General features: G+C 65.2%; 5 protein-coding genes. 4 read left to right on the top strand and 1 reads right to left on the bottom strand.

Going from position 1 to position 12,454, the window contains the following annotated elements:
• On the top strand, window positions 1-382 hold a 382-nt coding region (locus QTH87_RS25170), incomplete at its 5' end, for a helix-turn-helix transcriptional regulator (RefSeq protein WP_286613057.1).
• 493 nt (window positions 383-875) lie between these two features.
• Here the strand turns inward: QTH87_RS25170 and QTH87_RS25175 are convergent.
• Window positions 876-1,355 (bottom strand): hypothetical protein, encoded by a 480-nt coding sequence (locus QTH87_RS25175; protein WP_286613058.1) that lies wholly within the window; start codon window positions 1,353-1,355, stop codon window positions 876-878.
• A 427-nt stretch (window positions 1,356-1,782) separates the two neighbouring features.
• Here QTH87_RS25175 and QTH87_RS25180 point away from each other — a divergent pair, with 427 nt between their 5' ends.
• The 3 genes from QTH87_RS25180 to QTH87_RS25190 all read left to right on the top strand — a co-directional run bounded on the left by QTH87_RS25180 (window position 1,783) and on the right by QTH87_RS25190 (window position 12,097).
• Complete coding sequence (locus QTH87_RS25180; RefSeq protein ID WP_286613060.1) at window positions 1,783-2,940, top strand: response regulator; 1,158 nt, start codon at window positions 1,783-1,785, stop codon at window positions 2,938-2,940.
• Between the two features lie 10 nt (window positions 2,941-2,950).
• Complete coding sequence (locus tag QTH87_RS25185; protein ID WP_286613061.1) at window positions 2,951-5,653, top strand: PAS domain-containing hybrid sensor histidine kinase/response regulator; 2,703 nt, start codon at window positions 2,951-2,953, stop codon at window positions 5,651-5,653.
• A 1,035-nt stretch (window positions 5,654-6,688) separates the two neighbouring features.
• Window positions 6,689-12,097 (top strand): autotransporter-associated beta strand repeat-containing protein, encoded by a 5,409-nt coding sequence (locus QTH87_RS25190; protein WP_286613062.1) that lies wholly within the window; start codon window positions 6,689-6,691, stop codon window positions 12,095-12,097.
• The last annotated feature ends 357 nt before the right edge of the window (window positions 12,098-12,454 follow it).

The raw sequence follows: 12,454 nt of genomic DNA on the forward strand, positions 1-12,454 counted from the left end.
TCTGGAGACTTCCGCCGGATCGACACGCATGAGTGCAACCGACAGCGTGCGCAACATCTTGCTGATGCTCTTGCCCTCGGGCCAAGGCTCGATCGAGCAGGTCGCACAGCAACTCGGCGTCGACCGGCAGACCGTGCATCGGCGTCTCGTTCGTGAGGGCATGACGTTTCGGGAGGTCGTGAACACAATTCGTCGCGAACTCGCCGTTCACTACATCGAAGACGGCAACCGGCCACTGTCGCAGGTTGCCGAGCTGCTGGGGTTCTCGGCGTTGAGTGCCTTTTCTCGGTGGTACAGGCAACAGTTCGGCCAAGTTGCGAGGCCGCGACAACGCATCAACATAGGCGCGAAACGATCCGCCGCACGAACGTCGACTTTGTGATGCGTCAATGCGCGTTGCAAATGGCTCCTATGGGCCCTGACTACCACTCCGGCTGCATGAAAAGCGGCCGCTTGATCTGGGTTCGAAACCGGGTTGGCGATGCAGGTGAGGCGTGTCCGCAATGCCTTGGGACCGGCCGTAGATTCTGAGATGTTCGCGGCACCTGAACGACCGCACTCTGGATCACAGCGGGAGTTGGTCTGGCGTCGGAGAGGACGGCAATCGCTGCGGAGCTGCTGTAGGCCAGTCGCTGACGACCGGCAGGGCAGGGCCCGAAGCCGACTTGCGGCCTGAGCGGAACCGAACGTTGGTACTCGGTCACCAACTTGGCGCTGTGCCGCCTAATGCCGGCGCCCTTAGTGCAGAAGTCCGACTCACAAGGCAGGCGTTGATTGAACTCGGGAGGAATAGTCACAGCCGTGACCGCAGGGCTTAAACCCAATGACGACTTGCTCAGGTGGGCCCAGCTGTCGCTGAAACGTCGAGAACACGCCTACCGGCCAAGTTCGGCTCGGATGTGCTCAGCCGCGTTGCTGCCTGCCTCGCCGTCCCAAAACGGCTCCACAATGCTCGCGCAGCGGTCGACGACATTGTTCGCAAAATCGACTGCGTTCTGGTCGAGTTCGTCGCCTATGTGGATGACGCCGGCAGCGACGGCGAGCCCTGTAAGGCGCTTCACCGAGTTCTGGGCCTCCACCTGTCGTAGCGGGGTGGGCACGGGGGCACCCTTGCGGACCAGCCCAAGCCGTCGGCGAATCTGGTCCCCAGCGGTCCCTGATGTCAGTAGACCGGCATAAGGGTCGGCAATCGCGGCGCATTCCAACGCGACTTCGCTTGCGAGATCAACCAGCTTCTGGTCCAGGTGGTCACCAAGCCGAATCAATGAAGCTGCGACGGCAAGCGCAGTAAATTCCTTGCGGGCCCTTTGCGGGTCGGAGAGGCCTGCTGGGTCACCATATGCGTCATCGACCATCAGGAGAAATCCTTTGCTCAACGCTACGTGGGGAGGCTGCGAGGGCCAAGCTGAGTGGAAACGTCTCATTCTGCCTGTGCTGGTATGAATCTGACTGCGTACCGACGAATGGTCCGGTGAGCGTCATAGTTGGACGCGGCTGCTCCTCAAAATTGTGGAGGCAGTCGATTCCCGAGGCGTCGTCAAAGGTAGGTTGATGGCCCCGCATCCTGCCCTATGCTGAGTGGCTGGTGCGCGCGCTTCCCGCAGTGGCCCGGACTGGGGCCCGAAGCGGAAGTGGCTCCGTAGCAGAGCGAAGATCGGACGTTCGAACAGTCGTCGGTTTCGGAGGCGCGGCATGCGTCGTAGAGCGCTGACAACGTTACCGACCGTCACCAAGTGGGCCACGAGGCGTATAAACGGGGGTCTGCAACGTGAGGGGTCAGCCATGAACCTTGATCTCGACGTCGCCCGTCGTCCGTCCATTCTGATCGTGGACGACACGCCCGACAACCTGGTGCTCATGAGCAACTTGCTCAAGGACGAGTACCTGATCAAGGTCGCCAACAGCGGCGAGAAGGCCTTGAAGATCGCCCGCCACGGCGACCCACCGGATCTCATCCTGCTCGACATCATGATGCCCGGCCTCTCGGGCCATGAAGTCGCGCGTGAACTCAAGGCCGATTCGCAGACGCGCGACATCCCGATCATCTTTCTCACCTCCTTGTCATCTGAGCAGGACGAGATGCTCGGGCTCGAGCTCGGGGCGGCTGACTACATCACCAAGCCGATTCGGCCGCCGGTGCTTCTGGCACGGGTGGAGACGCAGATCAAGATCAACGCCGCGGCCGACTTCCTGCGCGACCAGAACGCGTACCTCGAGCAGGAAGTTGCCCGCCGTACTCGGGAAGTGACCGCGATCCAGGACGTCACGATCGATGCAATGGCCTGGCTGGCGGAGGCGCGCGACAACGAGACAGGCAACCACATCCGCCGTACGCAGCACTACGTCAAGGTGCTCGCCGAGCATCTGCGCAATCACCCACGGTTTGCTCATTTTCTTGACGATGCGACCATCACGCTGCTGTTCAAGTCAGCGCCGCTGCACGACATCGGCAAGATCGGTATTCCTGATCGCATCCTCCTCAAGCCGGGCCGGTTGACCCCCGAGGAGTTCGAGATCATGAAAACCCACACCACGCTGGGCCGCGACGCGATCGCACAGGCCGAGAAGCATCTCGACATCGACGTGGCATTCCTCCGCCTGGCCAAGGAGATCGCATACAGCCACCAGGAGAAGTGGGACGGCAGCGGCTACCCCGAAGGCCGCTCCGGCGACGACATCCCGATCTCGGCGCGCCTGATGGCCGTGGCCGACGTGTACGACGCGCTGGTCAGCCGCCGCGTCTACAAGCCAGCCATGCCGCACGAGCAGGCGGTGAAGATCATCCTGGAGGGTCGTGGGTCTCACTTCGATCCTGACATCGTCGATGCCTTCCTGGAGTGCCTGGACACCTTCCGCGAAATCACCCAGCGGTTTGCCGACACCGACGCGGACATGGCCAGGCAGATCGATGCGATCGCCTTCATTGCCGAGCCGCCCTGAGGGCCGGCCGATGGGAAAACCGCTGGAGGTACAGCGAGCCTCGCTCGAGGCGACGAGGGCCTGGTACCAGGGCATCATCGAGGCGGCGCCCGATGGCATGCTGGTCGTCGATGCGGGGGGTCGAATTCTGCTCACCAACCATCAGCTCAACCAGTTCTTTGGCTACGCGGAGGGTGAACTGATCGGCCAATCGCTGGAGACACTGGTGCCCTTCGACAGCCGATCGCGTCACCCGGGACTGCGGGCGCGATTCATGGCTCCGGGCCTGACGCGCCAGATGGGCGGCACACAGGCCGACCTGCAAGGCCTGCGCAAGGACGGCAGCCGATTCTCGGTGGAGATCGGCCTGTCGCAGCTGCCGGCCATCGAAGGCCGCGGCGTGTGCGTCTGCGCGTCGGTGCGCGACATCACGCAGCGTCGCGCCGCCGAGGCCGAAGTGCGGCGTGCCCGCGAGATCGCCGAGGAGGCCACGCGCGCGAAGAGCGACTTCCTCGCGAACATGAGCCACGAAATCCGCACGCCGATGAACGCGATCATTGGGATGAGTCATCTGGCGTTGAAGACGGCACTCGACAATCGGCAGCGCAGCTACGTCGAGAAGGTGCACCGCGCGGCCGAGAATCTGCTGGGCATCATCAACGACATCCTCGACTTCTCGAAGATCGAAGCCGGCAAGATGGAGCTTGAGCGGGTGCCATTCCGGCTCGAGGACGTCCTGGACGATTTCGCGAGCATGGTGGGCCTGAAGGTCGAAGACAAAGGCCTCGAGTTGCTGTTCAGCACGCCGCCCGAGCTGCCGACGGCCCTGGTCGGTGACCCACTGCGCCTGAGCCAGGTGCTGACCAACCTCGGCAACAACGCCGTCAAGTTCACCGACGCTGGGGAGATCGTCGTCGGTGTCGAGGTGCAGGAGCGACTCGACCCCGAAGTGGAACTGCATTTCCGGGTCAGCGATAGCGGCATCGGCATGACGCCTGAGCAGATCGGACGCATGTTCCAGGCCTTTAGCCAGGCCGACAGCTCGGTCACGCGCCGCTACGGCGGCACGGGCCTGGGCCTGACGATCTCGAAGAACCTGGTCGACATGATGGGGGGCCGCATATGGGTCGACAGCGAGGCCGGCAAGGGATCGACATTTCACTTCACTGCGCGCCTGGGCCTGCAGACGCAGCCGCAGCCGCAATCGCGCCGCATGTTCAAGACCGACGAACTGCTGGGCCTGCGCGCCCTGGTCGTCGACGACAACGCCAGCGCGCGCGAAATCCTTGCGCAGATGGCCAAGGGCTTCGGCCTGGAGGTGAATGTGGCCCGCAGCGGACCCGAGGCCCTGGCGCTCGTGACCGGGTCGCAGCGAAGAGGCCTGCCCCATGACCTTGTGCTGCTGGATTGGAGGATGCCGGGCATGGACGGCGTGGAGGTGGCGCGGCAGATCCACGTTCAGGCACCAGCGCAGCCCCCGGCGGTCATCATGGTCACCGCCTTCGGCCGCGAGGAGGCGCTCGAGGCCGCAGATCGGCACGGTATCCGCCTGCCCGTGGTGCTGACCAAGCCCGTGACGCCCTCCACCCTGCTCGAAGCGATCGGCCGGCTACTCGGCAAGGGGCATCTGGCCGAGACGCGCGCGGCGGAGCGGGGCGACCGAGGCGAGGCTGCCGCCAGGCAACTGGCCGGCACACGGGTGCTGCTCGTCGAAGACAACGACATGAACCAGGAGCTTGCGCGCGAACTGCTGGAGAGCGCGGGGATCGCGGTGGTCATTGCGACCGACGGTGCGCAGGCGATCGAAGTTCTGGAGCGGGACGCCGCATTCGACGGCGTGCTGATGGATTGCCAGATGCCGGTGCTGGACGGCTACTCGGCCACCCGCGGTCTGCGCGCGCAGGAGCGTTTTCATGCGCTGCCGATCATCGCGATGACGGCCAATGCGATGGCCGGCGATCGCGAGAGAGCGCTGGCCAGCGGGATGAATGACCACATCGCCAAGCCGCTGTCCGAGTTCACGATGTTCACGACGATGGCGAAGTGGATCCGTGCGCCGCAGGCGGACCGGCGGCCGGATGTGCCCGGCCAGCACGTTGCTGCACAGGAGCCCGACATCTGCCTTCCTCTAGTGCCAGGAATCGATCAGCAGGCCGGCCTGGCCACGTGCCAGGGCCGCACCGAGCTGTATCGGCGCATGCTGTCGATGTTCCGGGATTCGCAGGCGGAATTTGAAACCGAGTTTGCGAAGGCACTGCAAGATGCCGATGCCTCGGCACCGGCGCGTGCGGCCCACACGCTGCGCGGCACGGCGGGCAACATTGGCGCGGCATCGCTCGCGAGTGCCGCCGCTGTGTTGGAAGGCGCATGCCAGGCGGGGTTGCGCGGTGATGCTCTGAGCGAGCCTTTAGCCGACGTGCGCGGCGAACTGGGCGTCGTGATGAACGGCCTGCGGGGGCTCGAATCGGCGCAAGGGCAAGCGGCGACGGCGCTATCGGGTGCGCCCACGCTCGAGCCTTTCGAATCTGTGGTCAGGCGTCTAAAGCAACGACTCCTCGACAGCGACCCTGGTGCGCTGGATCTGACGGCCGAGCTTGAGCAACTCCTCGTCGGCCACCCGGCGCGCAAGGAGGCGGTGCGGCGGATCTCCCGCAAGGTCAACGACTTCGAGTTCGAGGACGCGCTGGTATTGCTGCATGCAATGGAAGCTCAGCAGCACCCGCGGCAAGGCTAGGCGTGTTGCTACCCATCCCCGGTCCACGCAGTCCGCAACGGTCAGGAACAGTCGACGCTGCCCATCCTTTCCAAAGTCTTGGAGCGTTGCGACGGGCGGCAGGGGAGGTCTGCTTTAGACAGCGCACGCGTATCACAGGTGGTGACGCGTCGGGAGACCGTCTCAGTCGGGGCATCCGGTGCACGCGAATGGGAAGGCGATGGTCCGGTTGGCGCGGACGGGCTGTGGAGCGTCGTGCGCGAGCGAGTGGTGGCCAGCACGCTGCCACCCCGCCCGACCGGGCACATTGCATGGCGCGCCCTTGTTCCGTGTGACAGCCTGCCGGCGAAACTGCGAAGGGTCGACGTGCAGGCTTGGCTCGCTGAGCAACTCCATGTTGTGGCCTATCCGGTGCGCGGAGGCGACTGGCTCAGTCTGGTGGTCATCGCCGAATCGGAGTTGACCGTGACCGACCCTAGCGACTGGGATCAGAAGGCCAGCGCCGACGTTTTGCTAAATGTCATTGGGGACCGCTGCGACGGGGTCAGGCTCAGATCGATGCGATGCATTCCGGGCGCGCCTGGACCGTGAACAGCCGGCCTCCGGTTGGGGGCCCCAACGAAATGGCGAACGAGCGAATCGCGCCTCTGGGCGACGCTTCCCATCCGATGGCGCCGCATCTCGCGCAAGGCGCCGCCATGGCGATCGAGACGCCGGGGCGCTGGCCGAGTGCGCGGGAGAGGGTGGCCCGGACAGCTTGCCGGATGCTTTCGCACGCTACGCGGCCGCACGCTGGCGCCGCAATGCCCGCGTGCAGGCGCAAGCCAAGCGTGATGGGGATATTTTTCATTCCAGCGGGACGCAGCGCTGCGTGTGGTGGGCGGGCTCTGGCTCGACGCGCCCTGGCTGTACGAAGGCGAGACCTCGAATGTGCGTCAGGAAGAACTGGTCCAAGTGCCGCAGATCGGATAGCCTTCTCGACGCCGTTTGAGACGCCCTGCCGTCGGATTGCGGCCTCCGCAATGCCTTGACAGCAATGCTTTGAAGGAGCGCACGATGAACGCAACATACCGGGTGGTCTGGAGCGCAGTCCGCCAAGCGTTCCGGGTCACCTCCGAACTGACACGCGGCTTTTGCAAATCAACCTCCGCGGTGGTGTTTGGCGGGGGCACTCAACACGCCGCCATGTGGCCGATGAGCCTTGCCTCCGCGCTGTTGACGATGGCCGTTCCCGGAAACGCATATGCCCAGCAAGCACAAGACGTGTACATCGTCCATGGCACGTCGACGAGCACCACCAACACCATCACCGACGGGCAGATCAATGCTCAACTGGGCATCGACGGCGTCACCCTTCGCGCCGGCAGCAGCATTGGCGACGCCGCGGATGTCTCGGTGAGCAGTGGCAGCACGTCGGCGCTGACGTTCGAGAGCAAGGGCGTGAATCTGGTGGGAACCTACAACGTCGGCGGTGGGATCGTGTTCGCCAGCACTGGGGCTTCTTCGGTGACTGGCACCCTCTCCGGAGCCGGCAGCCTCACCGTCTTGAAAGGCTCCGTCACCCTTGGTTCGGACGGCGCCTTTTCATACATCGGCTCGACGACGGTGGCCGGTGGAGCGACCCTTCGCCTTTCCTCACCGTCGGACGCATCGCCCATACGATCCAGGGAGTTCAACGTGAACGGGCCGTCGACCTTCATCATCGACGCCGTCAGCCGCGAGGACATCAGCGGGAGGATCACGTTCGATTCAACGGGCGGTGGGGTCGTGGATTTCACAGGAGAGGACTTCCGCGGCGGAACGGTCTTGGTGGACCCTTTGACCATCACGACGACCGGCGGCCCTGAAAACAAGGTTGTCAGCACTTCGGGCGTCGGGTTGAACCTGAACTTCAGACCCCTCACGCTGGAAACCCTGGATCCCGGGGACAGCCTGCTGGTGAGCTCCAAACTATGGAATTCTTCAGGGCCCCTGACCAAGACCGGTCCGGGAACCGCCGTGCTGACCTTCGACAACACCTATGAGGGCCCCACCATCATCAAGGAAGGGAGCCTGAGCGTCTCGAAGATCGCCAATGGCCGCGTCGCCAGCAATATCGGCAAATCCTCCAATGAGGCGGCCAACCTGGTACTCGACGGCGGCACGCTGCGCTACATGGGCGCCGCCGGCAGCACCGATCGCCTGTTCAGCGTAGGTACGGGCGGGGGCACCATCGACGTGTCCGGCGACGGCGCGCTTAACTTCACCAACCCCGGCGCCATGGCGTTCAACGGCCAGACGGGGGCTCGTATCCTGACGCTGGGCGGGAGCAACACGGGTGCGAACATGCTGGCCGCCGTCATCGGCGAAATCGGCGGGGGGACCTCGTTGGTGAAATCTGGAACGGGGACCTGGGTGCTGACCGGTAACGAGGGATACACAGGCGGCACGACCATTGACACGGGCACGCTGCAGATCGGCAATGGCGGCACCTCGGGCAGCATCATCGGCAACGTCACCAACAATGGGGCCCTGGCCTTCAACCGGTCCGACGCGCTCATATTCAGTGGCGTGGTCAGTGGGACGGGCACCCTGACCCAGGCGGGTCCAGGCGTACTGACGCTGACGGGCGCGAACAGCTACACCGGCACCACGCACATCGACAACGGCGTCCTGAGTGTGGCTACTGATGCCAATCTTGGAGAGCCCGCCGCCCCAGTGACTTTTGGCGGCAGCACTGCGAATGGCGGCGTTCTGCAACTCACCCAGTCTTTCAATTCCGACCGGGCCTTGACGCTCAACACCACCGGAACCATCGACATCGGGACCAACAACGCCACCTTCACGGCCGGAATCAGGGGTCCCGGCCGGCTCATCAAGCTGGGTACCGGCACGCTGATCCTCACGGGTGGAAACACCTTCAATGGCACCACGACCATCAGCGGTGGCACCGTCGAGGTTGGTGGCGGCGGCAGCAGCGGCACCGTTGCTGGAGACATCCACAACGACGGGGCGATGGTGTACAGCCGCAGCGACTCGCGCACCTATGGGGGTGTCATCAGCGGCACGGGCCCGCTCACCCAGGCCGGGGGCGGCGTCCTGACCCTCTCCGGCGCCAGCATCTACACGGGGCTCACGAGCGTTAATTCCGGCGTGCTCGCCCTGAATGGCACGGTCGGCGGCAACGCGCAGGTCAACAATGGCGCCACGCTGCGGGGCACCGGCACCGTGGCTGGACAGTCCAATGTGGCGGATGGGGGGCATCTCGCGCCGGGCAACAGCGCTGGTACATTCAGCCTCGGCTCACTGGTGCTCCACCCGAGCTCCCAGCTCGACTACGAACTGGGCCTTCCAGGTCTGGTCGGTGGCAGCGTCAACGACCTCACCCAAGTGGCCGGCAACCTCACGCTGGACGGGACGCTCAACCTGGCCAACCTCGGCGGCATGGCGCCCGGCGTGTACCGCCTCATCAACTATGGCGGGGTCCTGACCAACAACGGACTTGCGGTGGGATCGGTACCGGCGCGCTTCGTGAGCAGCGACTTCCTGGTCGACACTGCGACTCCGGGCCAGGTGAACCTGATTGTCCAGTCGGGTGGCTATGCGCTCCAGTTCTGGGACGGCGCGAACACCACCTCCAACAATGCGGTCGATGGTGGCACGGGAACCTGGCACACAACACCCGCCAACTGGACCGGCTCGACAGGGAACGTGAATGCGCCATGGCAAAGCGGCTTCGCCGTTTTCCAGGGCGCCGCCGGCACCGTCACGCTGGGCGAGAGCATCGCCTTCGAGGGCATGGAATTTCGCACCGGCGGCTACACGATCGACGGTGGCGGCTTCGCCCTAGCGGGCGAGCCGGCGACGATCATCCGCGTTGATCCGCTCGTCACCGCCACCATCAACGCGCCGATCGTTGACGGCGCGAGTGGGCCCGCCCGGCTGATTCGCTCCGATGCGGGCCTCTTGGTGCTGGGCGGAGCAAACACCTACTCGGGCGGTACCGCGATCAACGGGGGCGCAGTGCAGGTGAGGGGCGACAACAACCTCGGACTGTCCAGCGGCGGCCTCAGCCTGAACAGCGGCACGCTGATCACCAGTGCAACCTTCGGCAGCGCTCGCAACGTCGATCTCGGCGTCGATGGCGGAACGTTCACACCCGAGGTCAACACGACCTTGAGCCTCACAGGCCCGATCTCCGGTCCCGGCTTGCTGACCAAGCTGGGCGCCGGCACCCTGGTCCTCACGGGTGCCAACAGCTACACCGGCGGCAACCTCGTCGGCAACGGGGTGCTTGCAGTGGCGAGTGATGCCAATCTCGGCGCACCTGGCGGTGCACTGGATTTTGCTGGGGGGACGTTGCGCTTCGACGCCGACCTGAGCCTCGCGACCACGCGCGCCGTCGCGCTCAACGCCGGGGGTGGTCGCATCGACACGAACGGTCACAACGCGACCATTGCGCAGAGCATCGGCGGCAGGGGCGGGCTCGCGAAACTCGGAAATGGCACGCTGGTCCTCGCGGGCAACAACTACTACGAAGGCGGCACCGTCATCAGCGCGGGCACCCTTCAACTCGGAAATGGCGGCACCATGGGCAGCATCCTCGGAGACGTCTTCAACAACGGGGCCCTAGTATTCAGCCACAGCGATGCCCTGACCTACGAAGGCGTCATCAGCGGAAGCGGCACCGTGACCCAGAGCGGTACCAACACGCTCAAGCTGACCGGCGACAGCACCTTTACCGGCACCACCACGATCAGCAGCGGCACGCTGCAGCTTGGTGACGGCGGCAGCAGCGGCTCCGTCGGGGGCAACATCACCAACAACGGCACACTCTCCTTCAACCGCAGCAACGTCTATTTCTTTGGAGGCGCCATCTCCGGCGGCGGTGGGGTGAGCCAGGTCGGTACGGGCACCACCGTGCTATCGGGCGCGAACACCTATGCAGGTGCCACCACAGTGACCGCTGGCACGTTGAGGGCGGGTGCGGCCAACACCTTCAGCGCCGCCTCGGCCCACACCGTCGCAAATGGCGCGACGCTCGACACCGGTGGCTTCAACCAGCGCGTGGCGGCCCTGGTCAACAGCGGCACGGTGAGCCTCCTCGGCGCCACCGCGGGCAGCACGTTGACGGTCAGCGGGCCCTATGCTGCACACAGCGTGTTGAGGCTGGGCACGCAACTGGGGGGAGTCGGCAGCGTGAGCGACCGGCTGGTGCTCGACGGTCCCGGTGCGACTGCCAGCGGTAAAACTTCCATCCAGGTCACGAACCTGGGAGGGCTGGGCGCGCTCACGACCGGCAACGGCATCGAGGTGGTGAGCGGCATCAATGGCGCCACCACGACCGCGCAGACGACCAAGAGCGCGTTTACCTTGGCCAATGGCCACGTGGACGCGGGCGCCTACGAGTACAGGCTCTATGCAGCCGATGCGCAGGGCGCGGGGGAGAATTGGTATCTGCGCTCCACCGCACCGGAGCTGCCGACAGTCGGCCAGCCCGTGCAGGTACCGGCCTTCCGGGCGGAAGTTCCGCTCCTGGCGGCCTTGCCCGCGCAACTCCGACAGGCCGACCTGGCCATGCTGGGCAACCTGCATAGGCGCATTGGCGACGAGGCCCCGGCTTTCCACGCGCTGGATCCGCAGACAGGCACGCAATCCGGTGCACGTCGCGCCTGGGGGCGCTTGGTCTACTCGGACCTGGACATCCAGCAACCCGGGGTGGCCCAAGCGCACACGGAGGGGCGCGTAAGCGGCCTGCAGGGGGGCACCGACCTGTGGGCAGGCGGCGAATGGCGCGCGGGCGTCTACGTGGGCTATGTCGATGGCGGCGTCGATGTCTCCGGCCACGCCCGCGGCATCACCGCGACTGTGGGCAGAAACGAACTGCAATCGCGCTACCTGGGCGCATATGCGACCTGGATGCAGGCGAGCGGTCTGTACGTCGACAGCGTCCTGCAGGGTGGCAACCAGCGCTTCACGGTGCGCCCCGACATCAATCCGAGCGTCTCCGGCAAGGCCAGCAGCTTCACGGCGTCCGTGGAGGCGGGCATGCCCTTCGCGCTCAGCGAGCGCTGGAGCTTGGAGCCCCAGGCTCAGGTTGCATGGCAGCACAGCAGTGTGGACGACATGGTGCTCAGTGGCGCACAGGTGAGCCACGACAACGCCGACGGCTGGATCGGGCGCCTGGGCGTTCGCATCAAGGGCGACCTTGCCACCGGTGCCGGTCGGCTGCAGCCTTACGCGCGCGCGAACCTGTACTGGGCGCACTTCGGCGACGATGTGGTCCGTTTCATCGGCCCGGCGGGGTCCCTAGCGATTGCGAGCGGCGGCGGATACAGCGCGGCCGAGGTGGCCGCCGGCGCCACGCTGGCACTGAGCCCCGCAACCAGCCTGTACGGCGAGCTCGGGCACCTGTGGAGCATCGGCGGCGATGCGACTGTCAAGTTCTCGGTGCAGGCGTCGCTCGGCATCAAGGTGCGCTGGTAGCAGTTTCAACTCCCGAGCATATTCGCCTGAGTACGCCCCTCCGCAGCGACGACTACTGGTCAGTCGGGAGGGCCTCTCAGCATGAACGTCCAACGACGGCTTACGTGCGAAGCGGAAACTCAAGCAGCGAAGTTGAAGGTCGCGCGGGGGCCCGGATTACCACTCCGACGGTCAACATAGCGGCCGTTCGGTCGGGCTTCAATGCATGGATCAAGATGCCCCTCGAGGGTTCTGCGCGGCTATGTCTGCACAACTCTTATACCGGTCGTCGATGCTGCGACGCTAGCCGCACCCGAATGACTGCCTGGTTCACCGCGTGGGTTCGCCGGTCGGTTGCGGCAGACTGCAATCGCTGCG

Origin of the sequence: Variovorax jilinensis (assembly GCF_030316885.1) — a bacterium.
GTDB lineage: Bacteria > Pseudomonadota > Gammaproteobacteria > Burkholderiales > Burkholderiaceae_C > Variovorax > Variovorax jilinensis.

Coding starts and splice junctions, on each gene's coding strand:
- QTH87_RS25180 (WP_286613060.1), top strand. CDS start 1,783: ATGAACCTTGATCTCGACGTCGCCCGTCGTCCGTCCATTCTGATCGTG.
- QTH87_RS25185 (WP_286613061.1), top strand. CDS start 2,951: ATGGGAAAACCGCTGGAGGTACAGCGAGCCTCGCTCGAGGCGACGAGG.
- QTH87_RS25175 (WP_286613058.1), bottom strand. CDS start 1,355: ATGGTCGATGACGCATATGGTGACCCAGCAGGCCTCTCCGACCCGCAA.
- QTH87_RS25190 (WP_286613062.1), top strand. CDS start 6,689: ATGAACGCAACATACCGGGTGGTCTGGAGCGCAGTCCGCCAAGCGTTC.